Origin of the sequence: Rhodovarius crocodyli, assembly GCF_004005855.1 — a bacterium.
GTDB lineage: Bacteria > Pseudomonadota > Alphaproteobacteria > Acetobacterales > Acetobacteraceae > Rhodovarius > Rhodovarius crocodyli.
Genome location: NZ_SACL01000007.1, coordinates 29,044 through 53,550, shown reverse-complemented (window position 1 = coordinate 53,550; position 24,507 = coordinate 29,044). Strand labels below are relative to the sequence as shown.

Below are 24,507 nucleotides of genomic sequence, written 5' to 3'. Positions count from 1 at the left end.
TCCGGGCAGATAATGGCGCGATGATGCTGGAGAATCTCGCGGCGACCGAGGCGCTCGCCGCCCGTCTGGCCGCCCTGGCCCGGCCGGGTGACGCGATACTGCTCTCGGGTGAGCTGGGGGCGGGCAAATCCGCCTTCGCGCGCGCCTTTCTGCGGGCCGCGGCGGGCGATCCGGCGCTGGAAGTCCCCTCCCCCACCTTCACCCTCGTGCAATCCTATGCCCTGCCCGGCGGCGGGCAGGTGCATCACCTGGACCTGTATCGGCTGGGCGACGCCTCCGAACTCGCGGAGCTGGGCTTCGAGGAGCTGGCACAGGACATCATGCTGATCGAATGGCCTGAACGCATGGACGAAACCCCGCCGGGCGCGCTGCGTCTTCAACTCTCGATACTCGACGACGACCGTCGCGAGGCCAGGCTGGACGGATGGGAAGGCAGGCTGTGAGCAAGGAATTTCTGGCACGACACGGTTTCGGCGACGCGACGCTGGAGCCCCTGCCCTCGGATGCGAGTTTCCGCCGCTATACCCGGCTGGTGGGCGGGCCGGCGCCGGCCCTGCTGATGGAAAGCCCGCCGCCCGAGGATATGGGCGCCTTCCTGGCCATCGCGCGCCATCTGGCCGCCCATGGCCAGCATGCGCCGCGCATCTTCGGCGTGGATGACGAGCAGTACCTGATCATCGTGGAGGATCTGGGCAGCCAGACCATGGCGCAGCTGCTGGATGCGGGCGCGGCCCCCATGCCGCTGTACCTGGCCGCCACCGAGGCCATGGCATCCCTGCATGCCGTGCCCCCCGCCCCCACCCTGCCGAACTGGCAATCGCCCGAGATGAGCAAGGCCACCCGCGCCACCTTCCTGGAATGGTGGTGGCCGGCCGTGATGGGCGCCCCTGCATCGCCCGAACTGCACGCGGAGATGCATGCGGCCCTCATCGCGATGCTGGAACCCTTCAATGGAAAGGCGCTGGTCCATCGGGACTTCTTCCCGGCCAACCTGGTGCCGGGGCCGAAGGGCATGGGGCTGATCGACTTCCAGGAAGCCGCGATCGGCAACCCCGCCTATGACCTCGTCTCACTGGTCGAGGACGCGCGGCGCGACGTGGCGCCCGAGATCCGCGAGGCCTGCATGGCACGCTATGCCGAGCTGACCGGCCAGGCCGGCGTGGGCGTGCAGGCCGCGATGGCCGTGCTGGGCGCGCAGCGGCACCTGCGCGTGGCGGGGCTGTGGGTGCGGCTGCACCACCGCGACGGGCGGCCCGGCTATCTGGTGCACGGGCCGCGCTGCTGGGCCATGTTCGACCGTGCGCTGCGGCACCCCGCCGCCGCCCCGCTGCGTGAATTCATGGACCGCCATGTGCCGCGGCCGCTCAGGGCCAACCCTGCATGAAGGGCATGGTGCTCGCCGCCGGCCTCGGCACGCGGATGCGGCCGCTGACGGCCGATACCGCCAAGCCCCTGCTGAACCTGGCGGGGCGCACCCTGCTGGACCACGCGCTGGACCGCTTCGCCGCCGCCGGCATCGAGGAAGCCGTGGTCAACGCCCATTGGAAGGCCGAGCGCGTGGTCGAGACGACGCGCGGCCGTGCCCATCCGCGCCTGCGCGTCCAGCTGGAGCCCGAGCTGCTGGAAACCGGCGGCGGCGTGCGCCAAGCGCTGCCCCTGCTGGGCCCCGGCCCCTTCTGCGTCGCCAATGGCGATGCCTTCTGGCTGGATGGCGCAACCCCCACCATCGAGCGCATGCGCGCCCGCTTCGACCCCGAGACGATGGACGCGCTGCTGCTGATGGTGCGCATGACCTCGGTGGAGAACGCACCGGGGCGGGGTGACTTCATGATGGACCCGCTGGGCAAGCTGCGCCGCCCGCTGAAGCATGAGGTCGCGCCCTTCCTGTATGGCGGCGTGCAGATCCTGCATCCGCGCCTGGTGGAGCCCGAGCCCGTCGAGCCCTTCAGCCTCAACCGCTGCTACGACCGCGCGATCGAGGCGGGGCGCCTGTTCGGCCTGGTGCATGACGGGGTGTGGTTTCATCTCTCGACCCCCGGTGACCTGCAGCGCGCCGAGACCCGTCTGGCGGACGGGCGATTTTACGGCGAAAAGGGCTGAACCGAACACGGGAGAGAGAGCATGGAACTCGGAATCGCCGGCAAGACGGCCATCGTCTGCGCCGCCTCCAAGGGGCTGGGCCGCGGCTGCGCCATGGCCCTCGCGAAGGAGGGTGTGAAGCTCGTCATCTCCGCCCGTGGCGCGGAGGCGCTGGAAGCCACCGCCGCCGAACTGCGCGCCCTGGGCGCCGATGTCACCACCGTGCAGGGTGACGTGACCACCGAGGAAGGCCGCGCCGCCCTGCTGGCCGCCTGCCCCAACCCCGACATCCTGGTGACCAATGCCGGCGGCCCGCCGCCCGGCGATTTCGCCAGCTTCACCCTGGACGACTGGCGCCGCGCGGTGGAGGCCAACATGCTGACGCCGATCGCGCTGATCCAGGCGACCGTGCGCGGCATGGTGGAGCGCGGCTTCGGCCGCATCGTGAACATCACCAGCGCCTCGGTCCGCGCGCCCATCCCGTCGCTGGAACTGTCCAACGGCGCGCGGGCGGGGCTGACCGGCGCGGTCTCCGCGCTGGCGCGCAAGGTGGCCGCGCATAACGTGACCATCAACAACCTGCTGCCCGGCCCCTTCGACACCGACCGCATCCGGGGCAACTGGACCCGCGCGGCCGAGACCACGGGCCGCAGCCTGGAGGAAGTGGGTCGCGAGAGCATCAAGCACATCCCCGCCAAGCGCCTGGGCCGGCCGGATGAGTTCGGCGCGACCTGCGCCTTCCTGTGCTCGGACAAGGCGGGCTTCATCACGGCCCAGAACATCCTGATGGATGGCGGCGGGTATCCGGGGACGATGTAATGCAAGGATAGATGTTCTTTTTTGGAAAAAAGAACCAAAAAACTTCTATCAGTTTCGGGCGGCGCCAACGGCTAAGGCGCCCCCAATTAAACTCGCAAAAGTCTTTCTTCTTCTTTTTCTACAGAAAAAGAAGAATTCTACCCCTGCGCACTTCTCGCCGTCGCATCCATCAGCCTCACCACCGGGTCCCACAACATCGCCCGCTGCGTCAGCACCTGGCCGCCCACCATGATGCGCTCCTCGGCTGCCGGGCGTGCGCCCAGATGCTCATAGAAGAATCGGTTCGGGTTATCGGCCAGCACCCAGGCCATGGCGTTGCGGCAATGCAGGGCGTTCAGATGCGCGGACGCCGCGCGCAGCAGCCGCCGGCCCAGCCCCTGCTCACGCCAGTCATCCAGCACATACAGGGTCTCGATCTCGCCTTCGGCCATATGGGCGCGGCGGCAATGCCCGGCGGTGGTGAAGGCCACCACCAGCCCGCCCGGCGGAACGGGGCGGCTGCCGGGGGGCATGTCCTCGGCCTCGGCCACCGCGACGAAGGCCGCGTGGCCGCGATCGCGCCGGGCGATGCCGCGCTCATAGGCCGCGGCCTCCCGCACGGCGGAAAGCCCGACGAGGTATTCCTCCGGCAGGATGCCCGCATAGGTGCTGCGCCAGGAAGCCACATGCGCCAGCCCCATGCCCGCCGCATCCTGTGCGGTGGCACGGCGGATGCGGATCATCCCCGGCGCATCACGGCGGCGAAGAAGCCGTCCGTGCCATGCCGGGCGGGCGTCATGACGAGGTAAGGGCCTTCGCCCGGGGGCGCGCCCGGCAGCCCCGCCTGTTCCCAGGCACTGGCCAACGGCAGCACGGAGAAGGCGGGATGCGCGGCAAGGAAATTGTCCACCTGGCGTTCGTCCTCTTCCGGAAGGAGAGAACAGGTAGCGTAGACCAATAATCCGCCGGGTTTCACCAATTCTGCGCCAATCGCAAGAATCTCATGTTGCTTCGCAGCGAGTTCGCGCAAGTCCTCGGCGCCCATGCGGTGCCGTGCATCGGGGTTGCGGCGCCAGGTGCCGGTGCCGGTGCAGGGCGCATCGACCAGCACGCGGTCGAACTGCTGCGCCCGGCGCTTGGCCCAGCGGTCGCCATGTTCCAGCAGATGCGTCTCGGCATTGTCCACGCCCGCGCGGGCGAAACGCCGCGCCGCGCCGGACAGGCGCGGGGCCGAGACATCACAGGCGGTGATGCGGCCCTTGTTGGCCATGGTCATCGCCAGGGCCAGCGTCTTGCCGCCCGCACCCGCGCAGAGGTCGGCCACCCGCATGCCGGGCTTCGCCCCCGTGACGGCCGCGATCAACTGGCTGCCTTCGTCCTGCACCTCGATGAGGCCGGACTGATAGGCCTTGGCCGAGCTGATCGGCTGGCGCCCCGCGATGCGCAGGCCCCAGGGGGAGAAGGGGGCGGGTTCCGCCAGGATGCCCTCGCCCGCCAGCGCGGCCAGCGCGGTGTCGCGCGTGCCCTTCAGCAGGTTCACACGCAGGTCCAGAGGCGCGGTGCCGGACAGCGCCTCGGCCTCACGCGGCAGGGCATCGCCGAAGCGCTCCTCCAGCCCCGGCAGCGCCCATTCCGGCAGGTTCAGCCGGGCTGCCAGCGGCATGGCCGGGTGCAGCAGGTCCTGGCCGCGCAGGGCCTCGGCCACCGCGGTCTCGGCGGCGGTCAGGGCCGCGGGGGCATAACGCTCGCCGGAAAAGATCGCGCCCGGCGCGCGGCGCTCGATCAGCACCAGATGCGCCAGCACCATCAGCCGCGGCGTGGGCTCCACGCCGGAACGGCGCAGCCACCACACCAGGCGCGCGTGCTCACGCACCGCACCCCAGGCCAGGTCGGAGACAGCCCGGCGGTCGCCGCCGCCGATGTAGCGGCGGGCGCGGAAGAAATCATGGGCAATGGCATCGGCCGGGCGGCGCGGCTGGTCGGCCAGGGCGGCCAGCAGGTCGATGGCGCCGGAGACGCGGGCGGCGGGGGTCATGCCCAGCGCCCGGGGGCTTCGCCCCCGAACCCCCACCAGAGGGCGCTGCCCTCTGGACACCCGCCAAAGGCCGAAAGGCCTTTGGAAACCGATTCCTGGTGCCAGGGCATCGGAAGTCGGGCACCCATTTCAATAATAGAATTCAATGAAGACACCTTCGCAGGGTTGGCGCCAAACAGAAGGCAGGTCCAGGAGCCACTGGCTCCTGGCGGGGTGCAGGGGCAGAGCCCCTGCGCGGGGGTCCAGGGGGCAAGGCCCCCCTGGGCGGGACTACTCCGCCCTGTAGTTGGGCGCCTCACGCGTGATCGCCACGTCGTGCACATGGCTTTCGCGCAGGCCCGCGCCGGTGATGCGGCGGAAGCGCGCGTTCTGCTGCATGCCCTGCACCGTGCCGTTGCCGGTATAGCCCATGGCCGCCTTCAGCCCGCCCACCATCTGGTGGATGACATTGCCGACCGGGCCCTTGTAGCCGACGCGGCCTTCAACGCCCTCGGGCACCAGCTTCAGGCTGTCCTGCACCTCGGCCTGGAAGTAGCGGTCGGCCGAACCGCGCGCCATGGCGCCCAGCGAGCCCATGCCGCGATAGGATTTGTAGGAACGCCCCTGGTACAGGAACACCTCGCCCGGCGCCTCGTCGGTGCCCGCGAAGACGCTGCCCATCATCACGCAGTCCGCGCCGCCGGCGATGGCCTTGGCGATGTCGCCCGAGGTGCGCACGCCGCCATCGGCGATGGCGGGCACGCCCTTCTCACGCGCGGCCGCGCTGCTTTCCATCACGGCCGTCAGCTGCGGCACGCCCACGCCCGCCACGATGCGGGTGGTGCAGATGGAGCCGGGGCCGATGCCGATCTTCACGGCATCCGCGCCCGCCTCGATCAGCGCCAGCACGCCCTCGGGGGTGGCCACGTTGCCCGCGATGACCTGCACGGAGTTGGACATGCGCTTGATGCGCTCCACCGCCGCCAGCACGCCGCCCGAATGGCCGTGGGCGGTGTCGACCACCACCACGTCCACATCGGCGGCGACCAGCGCCTCGGCGCGCTTGATGCCGTCCTCGCCCACGCCGGTCGCGGCGGCGACACGCAGGCGGCCCATGCTGTCCTTCACCGAGGTCGGGTTGGAGCTGGCCTTGTCCATGTCCTTGACGGTGATGAGGCCCACGCAGCGGCCCTGGTCATCCACCACCAGCAGCTTCTCCAGCCGGTGGTCATGCAGCAGGCGGCGGGCGACGTCGGAGGGCGCCCCGGCCTGGGTGGTCACCAGCCCCTCACGCGTCATCAGTTGATAGACGCGGGCGTTGGGGTCGGTCTCGAAGCGGGTGTCGCGGTTGGTGACGATGCCGACCAGGCGGTTCGTGTCGCGCTCCACCACCGGAAAGCCGGAAATGCCGGTGCGCGCCTTCAGGGCCTGCAGTTCCGCCAGGGTCTGGTCGGGGTAGACCATCACCGGGTTGACCACCATGCCGCTCTCGAAGCGCTTCACCCGGCGGACCTGCTCGGCCTGCTCCTCGGCGGTCATGTTCTTGTGGATCACGCCGATGCCGCCGGCCTGGGCCATGGCGATGGCCATCGGCGCCTCGGTGACCGTGTCCATCGCGGCGGAGACGAGCGGGATGTTCAGCCCGATCTCACGCGTCAGCTTCGTGCGCGTGTCCGTCTGGTTCGGCAGGACGGTGGAGTAGGAGGGGACCAGCAGCACATCGTCGAAGGCGTAAGCCTCCTCGATCGTGAAGCGGTAGGGATTCGCAGGGGTATCGAGCGCCATGGGGGACCTTTCGGGGGTTCCGCAACCTTGGCGACCCCTGTTAGGCCGGTGGCCGCGGCGCCGCAAGCGCGGAAGTGTTGCAGCGCGCGCGGGGCTGATACGAAACTGAAATCGGCTAGCCCTTGAAGCCCGTCGCCACCACGTACAGCTCGCTGCTGTCCTTGCGGCTGGCCTCGGGCTTCGCGTAGCGCACCTTGGTGAAGCGGGACTTCATCAGCGCCTGCATCTCGTTCTGCGCGCCGCCCTGGAACAGCTTGGCCACGAAGGCCCCGCCCGGCGTCAGCACGCGCAGCGCGAAGTCGAGGGCGAGTTCCGCCAGGCCGATGATGCGCAAATGGTCGGTCGAGGCATGGCCCGTGGTGTTGGGCGCCATGTCGGACAGCACCAGGTCCGCCGGGCCGGCAAGGGCCTCCAGCACGCGCTTCTCGTCCGCTTCCTCCTGGAAGTCGCCCTGCAGCAGTGTGGCGCCCGCGATCACGTCCATCTCCAGCAGATCCAGGCCCACGACCTTGCCGCGCTCTCCGGTGCGGGCCACCGAGACCTGCGTCCAGCCGCCGGGTGCCGCGCCCAGGTCGACGATGCGCTGGCCGGGCTTCAGCAGGTGGAACTTCTCGTCCAGCTGGATCAGCTTGAAGGCGGCCCGGCTGCGCCAGCCGGCCTCCCTGGCCATGCGCACATAGGGGTCGTTGAGCTGGCGGGTAAGCCAGCGCTGGCTCGCATTGCTGCGGCCTTCGGCGGTGCGCAGGTGCTGGTACAGGCCGCGGGTGTTGGACGGTGGCTTAGTCATGGCGGCTGAGTTAAGGCCGTTAGGCTCCCGGCGCCAGCGTTAACCGGCCACGGTCAGCACCACGGCCGACGCGGGGCACGGCCGCGGTCACCCTGGATGAGGCGCATCAGCATGCCTTCGCGCAGGCCGCGATCGGCCACCGTCAGGCGGGAGACAGGCCACAGCTGCCGGATGGCGGCATAGACGGCACAACCGGGCAGCACGAAATCTGCGCGATCCGGCCCCACGCAGGGGTGCGCCGCCAGGCCTTGGCGGCCCATGCGGAACAGGGTTTCCAGGGCCTCATCGGCCTCGGCTGCATCCAGGCAGACGCCATCGACCCATTGCCGGCGATAGCGCGGCAGGTCCATCACGGTGCCGGCCAGGGTGGTCACGGTGCCGGAGGTGCCGATCAGCCGCACACCGCCCTGGCGGATCTCCTGCCCGATGCAATGCACGGCGTCGAAGGCCGCGAGCTTCTCGGCCACCTCGTCGCGCACCGCCTCGAAGCCCTCACGCGTGAAGCAGCTGTCGCCTTCGCGCTCGGCCAGGGTGACGACGCCCACGGGGATGGAGATGGTGCCCGCCAGTTCCGGCGCGCCGCCGTTCAGCCGCACCCAGGCGATTTCCGTGGAGCCGCCGCCGATGTCGAACAGGATGGCGCGGCGGTCATGCGGCTGCAGCAGGGGCGAGCAGCTGGCGAGCGCGAGTTGCGCTTCCTCCCGCGCGCAGATGACGCGGGGCGAGATCCCGGTCTCCCGGTTCACGCGGGCGAGGAATTCGGAGCCGTTGGCAGCCCGGCGGCAGGCTTCGGTCGCGACAGCGGCAAAGCCGCGCAGCGGCCGCCGGCCGAGCTTGTCGGCACAGGCCGACAGCGCGGACATGGCACGGTCCATCGCGGGCTGGGAAAGCCGGCCGGTCGCGGTCAGCCCCTCACCCAGGCGCACGATGCGGCTGAAGCTGTCCACCACGCGGAAACCCTGCGGGCTGGGGGTGCCGACCAGCAGGCGGCAATTGTTGGTGCCGAGGTCGAGCGCGGCATAGAAGCCCGAATCGGCCTGTGCGGCCCGCCCCTTGGATTCGGCGGCTTGGGGCCGAAGGGGGAAGGCGGCCATGCCGTCATGCCTGAGCGCGATGTCGGGCATGATGTGGCTGCACCTCCGGTCCGTGGTCCCGGCAAGGAATTTGCCAGGAAACTGCCATCTGTCTGTTATGATGCGGTGCACGGCGGACCGGAAGCAAGCGGATTCCACCCCCCTCCTCCGAGCGTGATGATTTTGTAACCGGGGTGGGTTGGACAAGCCGGAACAGGGTGCTATATGCCCCGCCGACGCCGATGGGCACCGCCCGGACAGCGCGATTGGGGAATAGTTTAACGGTAGAACTCCCGACTCTGACTCGGGCAGTCTTGGTTCGAATCCAGGTTCCCCAGCCAATCATCCTCACAAGCTGATCGGTCCCTTCCGCCCCGCCCTTATGGCTCCGGTCGAAGCATGTTACATGGCGCGCTCAGGTCCGAGACTCCATGAATCCCCCAGAACTCCGCACTGAACGACTGCTGCTGCGCCCGCTCGCACCCGCCGACGCGCAGGCCCTGCACCGGCTGGTCAACGATTATTCCGTCGCCGGCAACCTGGCCCGCGTGCCCTTCCCCTATCCGGAGGGGCTGGCCCAGGACTGGATCGCCTCCACCCACGCGCAGATGGCCCGTGGCGAAGCCTTCGACCTCGCGATTTCCGATTCCCAGGGCGCCCTGATGGGCTGCGTCGGCCTGACCGTGAAGCGCGGCGCGTCAGAGGCCGAGCTGGGCTACTGGCTGGGGCGCAAGTTCTGGGGCAAGGGCTATGGCCGCGAAGCCGCGAAGGCCCTGGCCACATGGGGCTTCGACGTGCTGGGCCTCGATCGCATCGTCGCCAGCGCGCTGACGGACAACATCGCCTCGCAGAAGGTCCTGCGCGACCTCGGCTTCCAGCCGCAGGGCGAAGGGACCGCGCATTTCATGTCCCGCAACCGGCACATGCCGGTCTACCTGTTCTCGATGGACAAGCCCCGGCACGCGGAGCCGGCCCCCGCCCTGCCCGTGCTGCTGGTGGTGGCCGTGGCGCTGGTCGATACCGACGGGCGCATCCTGCTGGCCCAGCGCCCGCCCGGAAAGGCGCTGGCGGGGCTGTGGGAATTCCCGGGCGGCAAGCTGAACCCGGGCGAAGGCCCCGAGACCGCGCTGATCCGCGAGCTGAAGGAGGAGCTGGACATCGACGTCACGGCGTCCTGCCTCGCGCCGCTGACCTTCGCGTCCCACGCCTATGAGAAGTTCCACCTGCTGATGCCCCTCTATGTCTGCCGTCGCTGGAAGGGCATGCTGCGCCCCGTCGAGGGACAGCAACTGGCCTGGGTCAGGCCCAACAAGCTGGAGGAATACCCCATGCCGCCTGCGGACAAGCCCCTGATCGCCATGCTGCGGGAGATGCTGTGATGGCCAACCCCACCGCCGCCCTCATCATCATCGGCAACGAGGTTCTGAGCGGGCGCACCCGCGACGCCAACCTGCAGTTCCTGGCGACCGAACTCGGCGCGCTGGGCATTCCGCTGCGCGAGGTGCGCGTGATCCCGGACATCGAGGACACAATCGTGGCCACGGTGAACGAACTGCGCGCGCGCTTCACCCATGTCTTCACCACGGGCGGCATCGGCCCGACGCATGACGACATCACCAGCGAATGCATCGCCAAGGCCTTCGGCGTGCCGTGGGAGGTGCATGCCGGCGCGCATGCCAAGATGGCGGCCTATTACGCGGCGCAGGGCACCGAATTCAACGCGGCCCGGCTGCGCATGGCCACCATGCCGCGCGGCGTGGTGCTGATCGAGAACGAGGCGACGGTCGCCCCCGGCTTCTCGATGGAGAATGTGCATGTGATGGCCGGCGTGCCGCGCATCATGCAGGCGATGTTCCGCGCCCTGGCGCCCAAGCTGGAACGCGGCGCCCCCGTCGTCTCGGCCACGGTGCATGCCGATGGCGTGTTCGAGGGCCAGATCGCGGAACCGCTGGCGGCCGTGCAGCGGCGCCACCCCGCCCTCGATGTCGGCAGCTATCCGTATTTCCGCCCGGGCCCGGTGCGCGGCGGCGTGGCGCTGGTCGCGAAGGGCACCGACGCCGCGGATGTCGCGGCGGCGGCCGATGAGATCGAAGCCCTGCTGGTCGCCGCCGGCGGCCAGGCCATCCGGGGAGAGCCCCGGCTGGACGACAACACCACCGCTAAGGTCTGATGCCGCGGGCGGCCAGCCGGTCCAGCAATTCGTTGTAGATCCGGCGCTGGCCGTCCAGCTCGCTGCGCAGCGCCGCGGTTTCTGCCCCGCCATCCACCCCGTGGATGCGCGCGGGCTCCGTGATGTCGCGGATCACCCGGCCCGCGCCGTGCCGCTGCAGGTCATATTGCCGGCCGACGGGGCGGCCGAGCAGGGTCGACAGCCCCTCTCCCACCCCGATCCAGGGGTCATCCAGCCCGGCCGGCAGGTCGATCGCCGGCAGCACGGCCGGCGACCCCGCGCCTTCGAGGGCCGCCACTTCGGCTGAGAAATCGGCGGCCCGCCCGTCCAGCACCCAGCGCCCCTGCAGCAGGGTATCCAGGGCGAAATTGTTGCTGACGGTGGGCTGATGCGCCGAGACATGCGGCCGCAGGCCATGCAGATACTCAGGCACGAAGATCTGGCGGAAATCCAGCGCCTCCGGCAGGGGCTTCTGCGTCGGAACCCCATAGATGAATTCGTAGTAGTGGCGCAGCAGCAGCCATGAGGTGCACAGCGCGCGCCGCGTCACCTCATGTTCCAGCAGCAGCAGGCTGGCCGCCTCGGTATCCTGCGGGCGGCCGAACAGCAGGCCGGGCTGATAGCCCAGAAACTGCCGGAGCGCCGGGAAATGCCCGAGGAAGGGCCCAGCATGCAGCCACTGCTCGGTCCCGAGATGGGGGGAGAACATCCCGATCCCGATATCGAAGGAAGCGATCTTCAGCAGGTCCTCGCGAACGCCGAAGAACTGGATGTCGTTCGTGTAGAAGGGCGAGAAGACGAAGCTGTCCGCGATGGCGACACGGTGGCTGAAGATGGCGGGCCAGCCCTGCGGCAGGTCGAGCGGCACGGGGCCGCGTTGCAGCAACCTCTCCTGCTGGGCGACCAGCACATTCATGTCCACGCGGGACTTCATGACATAGGCGCCGGCCGGGACGGCCCGCAGGCCCATGTACAGGGTCTGCATCTGATGCAGCGCGTGGCCCACCGTTTTGATCGGGGGCGGTGCGCTCTCGACGATGGTGGCACCCATGCCGAGCAGGCGATCCTGCAAATCGGGATACTGATCGAACTCTCCGAGCCATGTCGAAAAGACCAGACCGTGCAGCAACCCCTCGGCCAGCCACTGCGCGACTGTATCCAGCTTGCGGCTGCATTCCTCCTCGGAACGGACCAGGCCGGTGAACACTATCCAACGCTGAATCATCCGTATCCCTCGTCCCTTACGACGACTATAGCAACTACCGGCGACGCAGTCGCGTCCATCGCGTTAATTCAAGTCAACGACCGACGGAATCGAAGGCACGCCCTCCGCCATGACGGAACGGGCCGCCAGCGTCGCGCGGATCACCGCCGCCGCCATCACCCGTGCGGCCATGATGCCCAGCACCATCATGTTGCCCTTCAGCCCCGACTTGCCGGTACCCAGGCAGAAGATCGTGTCGCCGTCCCACATGGTGTGGATCGGGTCGATGGTGCGGGCCAGCCCGTCATGGGCCAGCTGCGCCAGCTTGCGCGCCTCGGCCTTGGTCAGCACGGCATCCGTCGCGATGGCGCCGATGGTGGTGGCGGTGCCGGACTGCAGACGGGCCGGCACCTCCCCCCGCATCACGGCATCGGCCAGGCCTATGCGGCGCCGCCCGTCCGGCGCGTCCCGCGCGCCGGCCAGCACGCGGCCGGTCGAAGGGTCGATCACATCGCCCACCGCGTTCACCGCCGCGATGGCGCCCAGCGTGATGCCGCCGATGCTGGCCGAGGCGGTGCCGATCCCGCCCTTCATTGCGCGCTCCGGCCCGAACATCTTGCCCACCGTGGCGCCCGTGCCGGCCCCCACGCTGCCTTCCGCCGGCGGGTCGGCGCAGGCGGCCCGCGCGGCGCGATAGCCGGCCTCGGCATCCGGGCGGATGCGGTGGTCGCCATAGTTCAGGTCGAACAGCACGGCCGATGCCACGATGGGCACGATGCCCGGCCCCGCGGGAACGCCGATGCCCGCTTCCTCCAGGAAGCGCATCACGCCGTCGGCGGCCGCCAGCCCATAGGCGCTGCCGCCCGAGAGCACGACCGCATGCACGCGTTCAACCAGGTTGCCGGGGTCGAGGAGGTCCGTCTCACGCGTGCCGGGGGCAGCGCCCCTGACATCCACGCCCGCGACCGCCCCTTCCTCGGCCAGCAGGACGGTGCAGCCGGTGGGGCGTCGGGTCTCGGTGAAATGCCCGACCTTGATGCCGGGCACATCGGTGATGGCCCCGCCCATCGGGGCGGGAAGAACTCGGCGCTCCATGCGCCGAGCCTGCCATGGGGATGGTTGCTACTCCAGGGTCGTCAGGTCCTGGAACCAGTGCTGCGCCTGCACATAGTTGCGAACACCACGGGCCGCGACATGCGGGTTGGTGTCATGCACGACGAAGACCAGCAGCGCCTCGTCCACCACCTTCTGGTGCACCTGGGCCATCAGCCTGTCGACCTCGGCGTCGTCGAAGGTGCCGGTGGCGCGGTCGATCAGCGCATCCACCTCCGCATCGCGGAAATGGCTCCAGTTCACGCCGCGCGGCGAGATCTGGTTGGAGTGGAAGAAGCGGATCAGCGCATAGAGCGGGTCGCTGGTCACATAGGCCACATTGTTGGCCGTGGTGCCGTTGGTGCGCGCGATGTCGCCGGCCGCGCCCTGGCGCCAGCAGGTATAGGACACCTCCAGCTCCACCGGCACGAAGCTGATCTCGATGCCGATCTCGCGGAAGGCCGCCTGGCAGTATTCGTTGATCGGCATGGACAGCATCTGCCCCGAGCCGCCGGTGGGCACCAGAAACTTGCTGCGCAGCGGGTTGGCCCGGCTGAAGCCTGCCTCCTGCACCAGGCGGCGGGCGCGGTCGGGGTCATGGGTGATGCGGAAGGTCGGGTTGCCGAACCAGGGCGAGGTCGGGTCCACCACGCCCACCGCGGGCTTCGCCAGCCCGTTCATCAGCGCCACCACCTCATCGCGGTTGATGGCCAGGTTCAGCGCCTGGCGCAGCCGCTTGTCGCGCCAGGGAGAGCCCTCGAGCAGCGACAGGTGATAGTTCCAGACATGCGGCGTCACGTTCTCGATGATGCGCGCCCCGGACTGGCGCAGGCGCGGCACCAGGTCCGGCGAGGGCGTCTCGATGAAATCGACCTGGTTGGTGATCAGCGCGTTGGTGCGCGTCGTGTCCTCGGGGGCGACGACCAGCACGATGCGGTCGGCCTTGGCCATCCGGCGCGGGTCCCAGTAGTCGCGGTTCTTCACCAGCTCCGCGCGCTCACGCGGGACCAGGCGGCCCAGGCGGAACGGGCCGGTGCCCGAGGGCTCGAAGGCGAAGCGTTCCCAGCTGCGCCCCACCTTCTCGTACTGCGCCGGGGAGGAGATGAGGAACCACAGCATCTGGTAGGGGAAGATGCTGTCCACCGCGCGGGTCGTGACCTCGACGGTCATCGCATCGACCTTGCGCCAGGAGGCGACGCTGGGCAGGCGCGGGCGCACCTGGGCGGCCTGGCGCTGGTCGAAATGCGGCGCCTGGGGGTTCAGCACCTTCTCGAAGTTCCAGATCACGGCATCGGCGTCGAAGGCGCTGCCGTCATGGAACTTCACGCCCTCTCGCAGCTTGAAGATCCATTTGGTGCGGTCGACGGGGTTGGTCTCCCAGCTGGTGGCCAGGCCCGGCACCAGCTTGCCCGGCCGGTCGGAGACGTTCATCTCCCACGCCACCAGCGGGTCATACAGGGTGTAGCCGGTGAACTGATAGGCGCCGGCCCCGCGATCGGGCTGGCCCGTGGTCTGCGGGATATCGGCCATGGAGATGCCGTAGCGGATCACGCGCTCCGCCTGGGCAGCGGCGGGGTTGATTGCCGAGAGTTCAGGCAGGCCGACGGCGGCGAGGCCGGCGGCAGAGATCGCTTCGCGGCGGGAAATCGTCATCAGGCGGCATCCATGCGGGTTGTCCGCCGCTGCGATGCAAAAGAAGTGCCAACTATCCCAAAAGCGTGAAGCCGTCCCGCACCGCATCCGGCATGGGGGTCGGCTTGCGGGTGGCCTTGTCGAGAAACACGATCACGCTCTCGGCCATGCCGATGCAGCGGCCCTCGACGAAGATGGCCTGGGCGATGGTGATGGAACTGGTGCCGAGCCTCGCGATGCGGCTGCCGATACGCGCCATGCCCGGGTAATGCGCCTCGGCCAGATAGTCGATCTGCACGCGGGCCAGCGCCGCGCCGATGCTGCGCTTGGCCGGCGGCCCGAGGACGGAGGAGATGATTTCGCCCCGCCCGGCCTCATAGAATTGGCCCACCGCGTTGTTGTTGATGTGGCCGTTCAGGTCGGTGTCCGCGATACGGAACTTCTCGTCGGTCCAGAAATGGAAATCATGCTGGTCCGGAGCGGGTTTTTTCATGGACGATTCCATCTTCTTTTTCTGAAGAAAAAGAAGCAAAAATACTTTTCGAGTTGAGCGACCGCCGGCGGAAAGGGCTCACCAAAAACTGCTAAAAGTTTTTTGGTCCTTTTTTCCAAAAAAGAACTTTCACTAACCAGCGCATCAGGGGGCCGAAGCCCCCCTTTGCCACTTCAGGCCTTGCCGGCGGCCTTATCGGCCTCATAGCGGGCCTTGTTCTCGGCATTCGCCGGATACAGGCCCGGCAGCGCATGGCCGGCCTCGACCTGCACCATGATCCAGGCTTCCAGGCGTTCCTGCTCCACGCAGTCGTCCACGATCTTCTCCAGCAGGTTCGCCGGGATCAGCACCGCGCCGTCGTCATCCACCACGATGATGTCGTCCGGGAACACCGCGACACCGCCGCAGGCGATGGGCTGCTGCCAGGCCACGAAGGTCAGGCCCGCCACGGACGGGGGGGCCGCGCCGCCGGCGCACCACACCGGCAGGCCGGTGCCGTTCACGCCCGCCACGTCGCGCACCGCGCCGTCGGTCACCAGGGCCACCACGCCGCGCTTGGCCAGGCGGGCGCACAGGATGTCACCGAAAATGCCGGCGTCCTTGATGCCCATGGCATCCGCCACCACGATCACGCCGTCCGGCATCGCCTCGATGGCGGCGCGGGTCGAGATCGGCGAGGACCAGCTCTCCGGGGTCGCCAGATCCTCACGCGCCGGCACGAAGCGCAGGGTGAAGGCCGGGCCCACCAGGCGCTTGCCCTTGGCGGCGGGGGTGAAGGGGGTGGCGCCGCGCATCCAGACGTTGCGCAGGCCCTTCTTCAGCAGCACCGTCGTCAGCGTCGCGGTGGTGATCTTCTCAAGCTTGGCCTTGATCTCGGGCGTCAGCGCCATCGTCGGTCTCCTGTCAGTGGTGCTGTTTTCGGGGCGGTTGGCCCGCACGTCAATTCGCCTGCGGCAAGATCAGTGCCGCGCGCAGCAGCGCCTCGGGCGGCTGCGCGATGTCGAGCGTCAGCGCCCCCTCCTCCGGGGCCGGGGGCTCCAGCGTGGCGAACTGGCTGGCCATCAGGCTGGCGGGCATGAAATGGCCCGGCCGGGCGGCCTGCCGGGCCGCGATCAGCTCCGGTGAGCCGGACAGGAAGATCAGCCGCAAGCCCGGCACCGCGGCGCGCAGCAGGTCCCGATAGGCGCGCTTCAGGGCCGAACAGCCGATCACGCCGCCCTGCGGTTGGGCGGCCAGCCAAGCGCCGAGCGCCATCAGCCACGGCGTGCGGTCGGCATCGGTCAGCGCCTCCCCGCGCGACATCTTCTCGATGTTGGCGGGCGGGTGGAAGGCATCGGCATCGGCGAAGGGCACGGCCAGCGCCTCGGCCAGCATGGGGCCCAGGGTGGATTTGCCGCTGCCCGACACGCCCATCAGCAGGATGCGCATGTCATTCCCCCAGGGCGGCGCCGTCGCGCCTGGGGTCGGCCGCCCCTTCCCATCCGCCGGGGATGCGGCGCAGCACCTGCAGCCCAGTGTTCATCGCGGCCGCGCGCGGGTTGTGGCCCATGGCGGCGAGTTCGGGCGCCAGCGCGGCGGCCGGGGTGGCGGCTTCCAGCTCCTCGGTGCCGGTCTGGGCGCCGATGCGCGGGCGGGCAGTGGCGCGCCGGGCATCCGCCCCCCAGGCCAGGGTCTCGACCAACGCCACGGTCACCGCATCGATGATGCGCGCGCCCCCGCCCGCGCCCAGCACCAGCATGGGCACGCCGTCGCCGTCGAAGACGATGGTGGGCGCCATGGTGGTGGCCGGGCGCCGGCGCGGGGCCACGCCGTTCATGGCGTCGGTCGCGGCGGCGAAATTGGTCAGGCCGTTGTTCAGCGTGATGCCCCCGGCCAGGATCTCGGCGCCGAAATTGAGGTTGTTGGTGGTGGTGAAAGACACCGCATTGCCCGCCCCATCCACGATCGCGACATGAGAGGTGGCACTCTCGGCCATCGGGTCCGCCGCCGGCGGCACGGCGGCATGCCGGCGCGGCGGGGAGCCGGGCGCGACCTCCGGCTGCGCGCGGGCGGGGTCGATCAGCCCTGCCCGGCCGCGCAGATAGGCCGCATCGAGCAGCCCCTCGGTCGGCACCTCCACCTGGGCGGGGTCTCCCACCCAGGCCCGACGGTCGGCGCGGGTCAGGCGGCTGGCCTCCAGCAGCAGATGGGCGGCGGCGGCGGAATCGGGCGCCAGCCGGGCGATGCCCGCCTGTTCCAGGAAGGCCAGCTGCTGCAGCACCGCCACCCCGCCCGAGGAAGGCGGCGCCGCTGTGCAGACGCGCCGCCCGAAACGCTCGGCGCACAGCGCCGGGCGCTCGCGCGGCTCGAAACCCGTCAGGTCCGCCATGCTCATGTGGCCGGGCAGCGCGCCCTGCCCCACGGCGCGGACCATGGCCTGGCCCAGCGCGCCGCCCTGGATGGCAGCCGGCCCATGGGCCGCCACCAGCCGCAGGGCCGCCGCCTGTTCCGGGTTGCGCAGGAAGGCGCGGGGCTGCCCGTTCTCGAAATACAGCGCCTCGATCTCCGGCACGGCCGAGAGCGCCCGGGCGCGGGTGCGCAGCACGGCCTGCAGATAGGGCGGCGTGGGGAACCCCTGCTCCGCCGCGCGGATGGCGGGCTCGAACAACACGGCCCAGGGCAGCGCGCCATGCCTGGCATGGGCGGCGGCGAGTGCCGCGACGGCGCCCGGCACGCCCACCGCGCGCCCGCTGCGTTCCAGCACCGCCAGGGTGGTGCCTTCGGTCAGGCGGCGCGGCACATCGGCGGGTGCGGCCGACAGACCCTCGACATGCAGCAATTCCCGCCGCGCCGCCTGCCAGGACAGGATCAGCGCCCCGCCGCCCAGCCCGCTTGCATGCGGCTCCACCACCGAGAGGACGGCCTGCGCGGCCACGGCGGCGTCCATCGCCGTGCCGCCCCGGCGCAGCATGTCGAGGCCCGCCTGCGAGGCCAGGGGATGGGCCGTGGCCACCATCCGCCGCGCGGGCTCGGCGTGCGCAGGCAGCGCGGCGGACAGGGCAAGGACGATCAGCCAGCGCATGCGTGTTCCTCCGTGCAGGGAGCCTGCACGCGCGCGCGGCATATATCCAGCGTCAGCGCCGGCGGGCGGCGCCGAAGCCCAGCAGCGCCACCACCGCGCCATAGATCGCGTTCATCGCGGCCATGGAGACCGGCAGGCCCGGGATCAGGAAGGTCGCGGCATCGCAGGGCTTGGTGGGGGTCGGCGCCAGGGAGCGCATCAGGTCCTCCACGCTCATGCCCTGGGCCGTGGGGGCCGCGCAGCCCGGCAGCGGCGAGGGCCACCAGCCCCACTCCACCCCGGCATGGAACCCGCCGATCGCGGCCGAGACCAGGCAGGCCAGCCCACCGAGGACCAGGAACAGCCCGCGCCGGCGCGGCAGGAAGCCCGCCGCCAGGAAAAGCGGCACCGCCACCCAATAGGGCGCGCGCTGCCACAGGCACAGCTCGCAGGGCACCAGCTCGAACCAGCCCTCGGAGAGCTTGGCGAAGGCGGGGGCCAGGGCCGCCAATATGGCCAACACGAACGGCATGGCGGATTTCTGGAACCGGCCCGGCCGGCTGGCAAGGCGTCAGCCTGTCGCGGATTGTTTCAGTGCGGCACCGACCACCGGGCGCAGCGCCGCCAGCGCGGTATTGGTGCGCCGCGCCAGCCGGATCAGCCCCGGCAGATCCTGCGGGCGGCGCAGCAGGGCGCGCATCACCCGCAAGGGGGCGGGGTTGCCTTCCTCATCCAGCCCATGGGCGGCGGCGGGGGGCAGGGCCTCCTCCGCCGTGTCGCCCACGGCGCGCAGCACGGCGAAGGGCACGCCGAGCCGCGCCACCACCGCACTTTCCATATCGACCACCGCGGCGCCGGTGCGCGCGCGCAGCGACGCCTTCTCGGCGGCCGAGGCCACGAGCAGATCGCTGCCGGCCACCGGCAGCAGCCTGGCGCCCGTGGCCGCCGCCAGCCGCGCCGACCAATCGGGGTCTGGCGCATAGCTGCCCTCGGCCGCGATCAGACTATCGGCCACCACCAGGCTGCCGCTCGGCAGGGAGGGATCCAGCCCGCCCGCCACGCCGAAGCTGAGAATGGCGGCCGGCCGCGGCATGGCGGCCAGGCGGCGGGCCAGCAGGGCCGGGTTGGCGGCAGCGCACAGCGGCGCGGTGCCCTGAGGCAGCAGTGCCGCCTCGGCCTGGAAACCGACGACGACGAGCATCAGCCCAGCCTTCTCACAATGGCGGCCGCATGCCCTTGAAGCCCGCCTTGGCCTCATAGCCGGCCGCCGCGCGGAACAGCAGCGCCTCCCGGTATGCCGGCGCCACGAACTGCACGGATAGCGGCAGGCCATTGGCGGCCAGCCCCGACATCAGCGTGATGGCCGGATGGCCCGTCACGTTGAAGGCGGTGCGGGCCTGGCGCGGATAGGTGCGCTCCACCTCCGGCTCATTGTCAATCTGCGCGGCCGGGTCCATCGAGGACGCGCAGAGCAGCACATCCACCTGCCCGAAGGCGGCCTCGACGGCGGCCAGCAGCTTGGCGCGGTGGCGCTGGGCGTGCACCAGGTCCGCCCCTGTCATGAACATGCCCGGCAGCAGCCGGCGGCGGGTGACGCCGGCGTATTTCTCGGGCGTCTCCTTCAGCCAGAACTCATGGATCGAGGCGGCCTCGGAACCCAGCACGGTGCGGTTCACCACCGCGAACTCGTTCAGGCTGGGCAGCACGATGTCGGTCACCGTCGCGCCCTGGGCTTCCAGCAGCTTTGCCGCCGCGTCGAGTGCCGCCGCCATCTCGGGGTGGGCCGGCTGGTCCTTCTCGTGGAAGTGGCGGATGTAGCCGACGCGCAGCCCCGTGAGGCCACCCGCGATGTCGCCGCGATAGGAATTGCCGGTCATCGCCTCCAGCATGATGGCCGAATCCTCGACCGTGCGGGTCAGAGGGCCCACATGGTCCAGCGTGAAGGACAGCGGGAACACGCCCGTGCGCGGCACCAGGTCATAGGTGGGCTTCAGCCCGACGATGCCGCAGGCGCTGGCCGGGTGCCGCACCGACCCGCCGGTATCCGTGCCGAGCGCCGCCGGGAACATCCCCGACGCCACGCCGGCGCCCGAGCCGGAGGAGGAGCCGCCCGGGTGATGGTTGCGGTTCCAGGGGTTGCGCGCGGGCGGGAAAGGCAGGTCGAAGGCCGGCCCGCCGATGGCGAATTCATGGGTCGAGAGCTTGGCCGGGAACACCGCGCCGGCCGCCCGCAGCCGCGCCACCACTGCCGCGTCGGCATCCTTCACATTGTCGAGAAGCTGGGCCGAGTGGCAGGTCGTGATCTCGCCCGCGATGTCGATGATGTCCTTGATGCCGACCGGAATGCCGTGCAGCGGGCCGCGCGGGCTCTCGCCGTCCAGTTTCTCCGCGGCCGCCATGGCCTGCTTGCCCAGCACGCGGATGCAGGCATTCAGGCCGGAATCGACATCCGCGATCCGCTCAAGGCAGGAGGCCAGAAGCGCCGAGGGCTTCAGCACACCATCGGCGATGCGCGCGGAGGCTTCCGCCAGGGTAAGTGTCCAGGGGGCGGCGCTCATGCCTTGTTCTCCCCGCCCGTCAGCCGCCAGGGCGGCGCGGGCTCATCGGCCGGGTTGCGCGTGCGCGGCAGCTTGCCGCGATGGCTCTGCTGGGTTTGCAGCGCGGCCAGCACATCGGCGCGGTGATTCGCCCAGGCCTTGTCCAGGCCGGCAGCGAGAGCGAGGGTTTCGGCGGTTTTCTCGTCCATCCGCGCAGCCTTGCATGGTTGCGCTGCGAAAAAAATACGGGGATGGCGGTCCGTGGGGGGGGGAGATTTGGGAAGAAGACCGCCATCCCCGCGAAGTGCACCGGGCTAGAGCCGGTGGGTCCGGGAGAGAGGAAGCCGCCGGAGGTTCACCTGCGGCTTCCGTGGATGGTTATGCACGTACAACGCTGAAGCCTCTCTTTACGTTGCCGCGAAAATCGCGCCTTTTTGCGAAATGTCCGACGTCCAGAAGAAACTGCCTCTTGAGGGCCTGCGCGTGGTCGAGCTCGGCCACTATATCGCCGCCCCCTTCGCCACCCGCCTGCTGGCCGATCTCGGCGCCGAGGTGATCAAGGTGGAACCGCCCGAGGGCGACCCGGTGCGCGGCTGGGGCAGCGTGAAGGACGGCCACCCGGTGTGGTTCAGCGTGCATGGGCGCAACAAGCTGTCCGTCACGCTCGACCTGAAATCCGAGGACGGCAAGGCCAAGCTCCGCGCCCTGTGCGAGCGCGCCGACGCGCTGGTCGAGAATTTCCGCCCCGGCTATCTGGAGCGCCTGGGCCTCGGCCCCACGGCCCTGCACGCCATCAACCCGAACCTGATCATCGCCCGCGTGTCCGGTTACGGGCAGGACGGCCCCTATCGCGACAAGCCCGCCTTCGGCGCGATCGGCGAGGCGATGGGCGGGCTGCGACACCTGACCGCCAACCCGGGCCAGACCGATTACCCGCCGCCGCGCTGCGGGGTGTCGATCAGCGACGACCTGGCCGGCATGTATGCCGCCATGGCGCTGGTTTCCGCCTGCTGGGGCGTGAAGGCGGGCAACCACGCGGGCCGGGTGATCGATGTCGATCTGGTCACCAGCGTGTTCAGCCTGATGGAGGGCATGCTGCCCGAATACGGGCTGTTCGGGTCCGTGCGCCAACCCCAGGGTGCCGCCATCAAGACGGCCGCCCCCACCAACACCTACCCCTGCGCCGACGGCAAATGGCTGTGCATCGCGGGCAATTCCGACCTGATCTTCCGCCGCCTGATGGCCGCGATCGGCCGCCCGGAACTCGCCACCGACCCGCGCATGGCCAACAACAACCTGCGCTGCGCCAATGTCGAGGAGTTGGACCAGGCCATCGCCGACTGGACCCGCACCCGCACCGCCAAGGAAGCCGAGGACGTGCTGGAGGCGGCCGAAGTGCCCTGCTCCCGCCTGTACGACATGAAGGACTGCGCCGAGGACCCGCACTTCCAGGCCCGCGACATCGTGATGGAAGTGCAGGACCCGCTGATCGGCCCCATCCTGCACCCGGCCGCCCCCTTCCGCTTCGACGGTGTCTCGGCACGGGACATGGTGCGCTGGACGGGCCCTGAAGCCGGGGCGCACAATGACCATGTGTTCAAGGAACTGCTGGGGAAAACGTCATGATCGCCATTTCCGAGGTCAGCCCGCGCGACGGGCTGCAGCCCATCAAGGGCTTCGTCCCCACCGAGACCAAGATCGAACTCGTGAAGCGCCTCTACGCCGCCGGTCTGCGGCGGATGGAAGTGGGCAGCTTCGTCTCGCCCAAGGCCATCCCGCAGATGGCCGATACCGGCGACGTGCTGCGTGAGGCCCTCAAGCTCGACGGGCTGGAATGCACCGTGCTGGTGCCTAACCGCCGCGGCTTCGACACTGCCCTGCAGGCCGGCCCGCACCGCCTGGGCTATTTCATGTCCGCCACGGAAGGGCACAGCCGCGCCAACCTGAACCGCGGCATCGAGGATTGCCTGGCCGAACTCTCGACCCTGGTGCGCGAAACCCCTGACTACCTGAAGATCCGCTTCAACCTCTCCACCTGCTACCATTGCCCCTTCGAGGGCGTGGTGCCCGAGGACGCGGTGAAGGCGCTGGTCAACCGCATCGCGCCGCTGAACGGGCAGATGGAAATCTCCCTGTGCGACACCACCGGCAACGCGGCCCCCGACCAGGTGAAGCGGCTGATGGGCTGGGCCATCGAGACCCACGGCCCGCGCTTCGCCTTCCACGGCCACGACACCTACGGCATGGGCGTGGCCAACGCCGTCGCGGCCTATGAGGCCGGTTGCCGCGTGATCGATACCTCGGCCGGCGGCATCGGCGGCTGCCCCTACGCGCCCGGCGCCACGGGCAACGTCGCCACCGAAGACGTGGTCTGGGCCTTCAGCCGCATGGGCGTCGAAACCCATACCCACTGGCCCGAACTGCTGGCCGCCGCCGACTTCGCCGCGGCCGTGCCGGGCGCCACGCCCGGCGGGCGCATGCGCGGGGTGCCCGCGGCACGCGCGGCCTGAGAAGCCCCCGGGGGCGTCGCCCCCGGACCCCGACCAAGGGCGCTGCCCTTGGAACCCGCCAGGAGCCTGTGGCCCCTGGACCCCCATGAGATAACTGAAAGTTCTGGGAAGGGGCTTCGAAGGCGCGTCGGGTTCAAACGCGCTCGCCGCCCCTTCCCAGAACTTTCAGCTCCCGGTTTCCAAAGGCCTTTCGGCCTTTGGCGGGGTCTCAAGGGGCAGAGCCCCTTGATGGGGGCCAGGGGGCAAGGCCCCCAGGGAGCGCCCTCTCAAGCCGCCCGCCCATGCCCCCACAGCGTGTTCACCAGCCGCGACGGCGCGCCGAGGCGGCCGCGGGCGTGCTGGTATTCGCCGGCCAGGCGGTCGACCAGTTGGGCGGCGGGCAGGATGCGGTCCACGACGCCGATGCCCTGGCCGGCGCCCCAGATGTCTTTCCAGCGCTTCTTCCGGTCCGAGGCGAAGGTCATCTTGGAGGCGTCGGAGGTTTCGAGGTTGTCCGGGTCCATCCCGGCGTTGACGATACTGGGCTTCAGGTAGTTGCCGTGCACCCCGGTGATGAGGTTGGTGTAGACGATGTCGGACGCGCCGTACTGGGTGATCATTTCCTTGTAGGGATCGACCGCGCGCGCTTCCTCGGTGGCGATGAAGGCGCTGCCGATATAGGCGAAGTCCGCCCCCATGGCTTCGGCGGCCAGGATGGAGGCGCCATGGGCGATGGCGCCCGACAGGGCGATGGGCCCGTCGAACCAGGCGCGGGTTTCCTGCACCAGGCCGAAGGGGCTGAGTGAGCCGGCATGCCCGCCCGCGCCCGCCGCCACCAGCACCAGCCCGTCGGCGCCCTTCTCGATCGCCTTGTGGGCGAAGGTCTGGTTGATGACGTCGTGCATCACATAGCCGCCATAGGAATGGATGGCGTCGTTCACCTCCGGCCGCGCGCCCAGGCTGCTGATGATGAGGGGCACCTTGTGCTTCACCACCATCTTGATGTCCTCCTCCAGCCGGTCGTTGGATTTGTGGACGATCAGGTTGATGGCGAAGGGCGCGCTGGGGCGGTCGGGGTGCTTCGCGTCATGGGCGGCCAGGCGTTCCTTGATCTCGGCCAGCCATTCGTCCAGCTGCTCCAGCGGGCGCGCGTTCAGCGACGGCATGGAGCCGATGACGCCCGAGGTGCACTGCGCCACCACCAGGTCCGGCACCGAGATGATGAACAGCGGCGAGCAGATGACGGGAAGGCGCATGCGGCCTTCCAGGCTCTTGATCAGGGACATTGATGTTTCTTTCCTGGACGAAGTGAAG

25 protein-coding genes and 1 tRNA gene are annotated in these 24,507 nt (G+C 69.8%); 9 read left to right on the top strand and 17 right to left on the bottom strand.

Features of this window, described 5'->3' with window-relative positions; all coding sequences use genetic code 11:
• Nucleotides 1-20: 20 nt before the first annotated feature.
• Genes tsaE through EOD42_RS18295 form a run of 4 tightly spaced genes read left to right on the top strand, consistent with a single transcriptional unit; the run spans nt 21 to nt 2,898 of the window.
• Nucleotides 21-443, top strand: a complete 423-nt coding sequence (tsaE, locus tag EOD42_RS18310) for a tRNA (adenosine(37)-N6)-threonylcarbamoyltransferase complex ATPase subunit type 1 TsaE (protein ID WP_127789023.1) — start codon at nt 21-23, stop codon at nt 441-443.
• Nucleotides 440-1,384: an aminoglycoside phosphotransferase family protein gene (locus EOD42_RS18305; RefSeq protein WP_240655205.1), complete on the top strand. Its 945-nt coding sequence runs from the start codon at nt 440-442 to the stop codon at nt 1,382-1,384. Before tsaE ends, EOD42_RS18305 begins: the two co-directional genes overlap by 4 nt.
• Nucleotides 1,381-2,100 carry a nucleotidyltransferase family protein gene (locus EOD42_RS18300; protein WP_127789021.1) on the top strand — a complete coding sequence of 240 codons (720 nt, stop codon included), beginning with the start codon at nt 1,381-1,383 and terminating at the stop codon, nt 2,098-2,100. Before EOD42_RS18305 ends, EOD42_RS18300 begins: the two co-directional genes overlap by 4 nt.
• A 21-nt stretch (nt 2,101-2,121) precedes the next feature.
• Complete coding sequence (locus EOD42_RS18295; RefSeq protein ID WP_127789020.1) at nt 2,122-2,898, top strand: SDR family oxidoreductase; 777 nt, start codon at nt 2,122-2,124, stop codon at nt 2,896-2,898.
• Nucleotides 2,899-3,035: 137 nt separating this feature from the next.
• On the opposite strand, the gene EOD42_RS18290 is transcribed toward EOD42_RS18295, so the two are convergent.
• The 5 genes from EOD42_RS18290 to EOD42_RS18270 all read right to left on the bottom strand — a co-directional run bounded on the left by EOD42_RS18290 (nt 3,036) and on the right by EOD42_RS18270 (nt 8,587).
• Entirely contained in the window at nt 3,036-3,620 is a 585-nt protein-coding gene (locus tag EOD42_RS18290; protein WP_127789019.1) for a GNAT family N-acetyltransferase, read from the bottom strand.
• The gene (locus EOD42_RS18285) at nt 3,617-4,912 is read right to left on the bottom strand and encodes an RsmB/NOP family class I SAM-dependent RNA methyltransferase (RefSeq protein ID WP_127789018.1); all 1,296 of its coding nucleotides are present in this window, start codon (nt 4,910-4,912) and stop codon (nt 3,617-3,619) included. The genes EOD42_RS18290 and EOD42_RS18285 overlap by 4 nt, the downstream gene beginning before the upstream one ends.
• Nucleotides 4,913-5,182: 270 nt before the next feature.
• Nucleotides 5,183-6,676 carry an IMP dehydrogenase gene (guaB, locus tag EOD42_RS18280; RefSeq protein WP_127789017.1) on the bottom strand — a complete coding sequence of 498 codons (1,494 nt, stop codon included), beginning with the start codon at nt 6,674-6,676 and terminating at the stop codon, nt 5,183-5,185.
• A gap of 115 nt (nt 6,677-6,791) precedes the next feature.
• The gene (locus EOD42_RS18275; protein ID WP_127789016.1) at nt 6,792-7,463 is read right to left on the bottom strand and encodes an RlmE family RNA methyltransferase; all 672 of its coding nucleotides are present in this window, start codon (nt 7,461-7,463) and stop codon (nt 6,792-6,794) included.
• 53 nt (nt 7,464-7,516) lie between these two features.
• The gene (locus EOD42_RS18270) at nt 7,517-8,587 is read right to left on the bottom strand and encodes a Ppx/GppA phosphatase family protein (RefSeq protein WP_240655204.1); all 1,071 of its coding nucleotides are present in this window, start codon (nt 8,585-8,587) and stop codon (nt 7,517-7,519) included.
• Between the two features lie 216 nt (nt 8,588-8,803).
• Here EOD42_RS18270 and EOD42_RS18265 point away from each other — a divergent pair.
• From EOD42_RS18265 to EOD42_RS18255, 3 genes are all read left to right on the top strand, one after another.
• Nucleotides 8,804-8,877, top strand: a tRNA-Gln gene (locus tag EOD42_RS18265).
• 90 nt (nt 8,878-8,967) lie between these two features.
• On the top strand, nt 8,968-9,915 hold the full coding sequence (locus EOD42_RS18260) for a bifunctional GNAT family N-acetyltransferase/(deoxy)nucleoside triphosphate pyrophosphohydrolase (RefSeq protein WP_127789015.1): 948 nt from the start codon (nt 8,968-8,970) through the stop codon (nt 9,913-9,915).
• Nucleotides 9,915-10,706 (top strand): competence/damage-inducible protein A, encoded by a 792-nt coding sequence (locus EOD42_RS18255; RefSeq protein WP_127789014.1) that lies wholly within the window; start codon nt 9,915-9,917, stop codon nt 10,704-10,706. Before EOD42_RS18260 ends, EOD42_RS18255 begins: the two co-directional genes overlap by 1 nt.
• On the opposite strand, the gene EOD42_RS18250 is transcribed toward EOD42_RS18255, so the two are convergent.
• From EOD42_RS18250 to EOD42_RS18200, 11 genes are all read right to left on the bottom strand, one after another.
• Nucleotides 10,696-11,913: a hypothetical protein gene (locus EOD42_RS18250; protein ID WP_164868008.1), complete on the bottom strand. Its 1,218-nt coding sequence runs from the start codon at nt 11,911-11,913 to the stop codon at nt 10,696-10,698. The genes EOD42_RS18255 and EOD42_RS18250 overlap by 11 nt on opposite strands.
• A gap of 81 nt (nt 11,914-11,994) precedes the next feature.
• Nucleotides 11,995-13,005 (bottom strand): P1 family peptidase, encoded by a 1,011-nt coding sequence (locus tag EOD42_RS18245; protein WP_127789012.1) that lies wholly within the window; start codon nt 13,003-13,005, stop codon nt 11,995-11,997.
• A 27-nt stretch (nt 13,006-13,032) separates the two neighbouring features.
• Nucleotides 13,033-14,655: an ABC transporter substrate-binding protein gene (locus tag EOD42_RS18240; RefSeq protein WP_127789011.1), complete on the bottom strand. Its 1,623-nt coding sequence runs from the start codon at nt 14,653-14,655 to the stop codon at nt 13,033-13,035.
• A gap of 52 nt (nt 14,656-14,707) precedes the next feature.
• Nucleotides 14,708-15,127: an acyl-CoA thioesterase gene (locus EOD42_RS18235; RefSeq protein WP_164868007.1), complete on the bottom strand. Its 420-nt coding sequence runs from the start codon at nt 15,125-15,127 to the stop codon at nt 14,708-14,710.
• Nucleotides 15,128-15,300: 173 nt separating this feature from the next.
• Nucleotides 15,301-16,017, bottom strand: coding sequence for a ribonuclease activity regulator RraA (locus tag EOD42_RS18230; protein ID WP_127789009.1), 717 nt, complete (start codon nt 16,015-16,017; stop codon nt 15,301-15,303).
• A 49-nt stretch (nt 16,018-16,066) separates the two neighbouring features.
• The gene (locus tag EOD42_RS18225; protein WP_206020393.1) at nt 16,067-16,555 is read right to left on the bottom strand and encodes a gluconokinase; all 489 of its coding nucleotides are present in this window, start codon (nt 16,553-16,555) and stop codon (nt 16,067-16,069) included.
• Nucleotide 16,556: 1 nt separating this feature from the next.
• A complete protein-coding gene (locus tag EOD42_RS18220) occupies nt 16,557-18,188 on the bottom strand; it encodes a gamma-glutamyltransferase family protein (RefSeq protein WP_164868006.1) in 1,632 nt (543 codons plus the stop codon).
• 52 nt (nt 18,189-18,240) lie between these two features.
• On the bottom strand, nt 18,241-18,699 hold the full coding sequence (locus EOD42_RS18215; protein ID WP_127789007.1) for a disulfide bond formation protein B: 459 nt from the start codon (nt 18,697-18,699) through the stop codon (nt 18,241-18,243).
• Nucleotides 18,700-18,738: 39 nt separating this feature from the next.
• Nucleotides 18,739-19,368, bottom strand: coding sequence for a phosphorylase family protein (locus EOD42_RS18210; RefSeq protein ID WP_164868005.1), 630 nt, complete (start codon nt 19,366-19,368; stop codon nt 18,739-18,741).
• 13 nt (nt 19,369-19,381) lie between these two features.
• Complete coding sequence (locus EOD42_RS18205) at nt 19,382-20,725, bottom strand: amidase (RefSeq protein ID WP_127789005.1); 1,344 nt, start codon at nt 20,723-20,725, stop codon at nt 19,382-19,384.
• A complete protein-coding gene (locus tag EOD42_RS18200; protein WP_127789004.1) occupies nt 20,722-20,913 on the bottom strand; it encodes a hypothetical protein in 192 nt (63 codons plus the stop codon). The genes EOD42_RS18205 and EOD42_RS18200 overlap by 4 nt, the downstream gene beginning before the upstream one ends.
• A gap of 232 nt (nt 20,914-21,145) precedes the next feature.
• On the opposite strand from EOD42_RS18200, the gene EOD42_RS18195 reads away from it, so the two are divergent.
• Entirely contained in the window at nt 21,146-22,330 is a 1,185-nt protein-coding gene (locus EOD42_RS18195) for a CaiB/BaiF CoA transferase family protein (RefSeq protein ID WP_127789003.1), read from the top strand.
• Nucleotides 22,327-23,214, top strand: coding sequence for a hydroxymethylglutaryl-CoA lyase (locus tag EOD42_RS18190; protein WP_127789002.1), 888 nt, complete (start codon nt 22,327-22,329; stop codon nt 23,212-23,214). The genes EOD42_RS18195 and EOD42_RS18190 overlap by 4 nt, the downstream gene beginning before the upstream one ends.
• A gap of 266 nt (nt 23,215-23,480) precedes the next feature.
• Here EOD42_RS18190 and EOD42_RS18185 read toward each other — a convergent pair whose 3' ends face one another.
• On the bottom strand, nt 23,481-24,479 hold the full coding sequence (locus EOD42_RS18185; protein ID WP_127789001.1) for an NAD(P)H-dependent flavin oxidoreductase: 999 nt from the start codon (nt 24,477-24,479) through the stop codon (nt 23,481-23,483).
• Between the last annotated feature and the right edge of the window lie 28 nt (nt 24,480-24,507).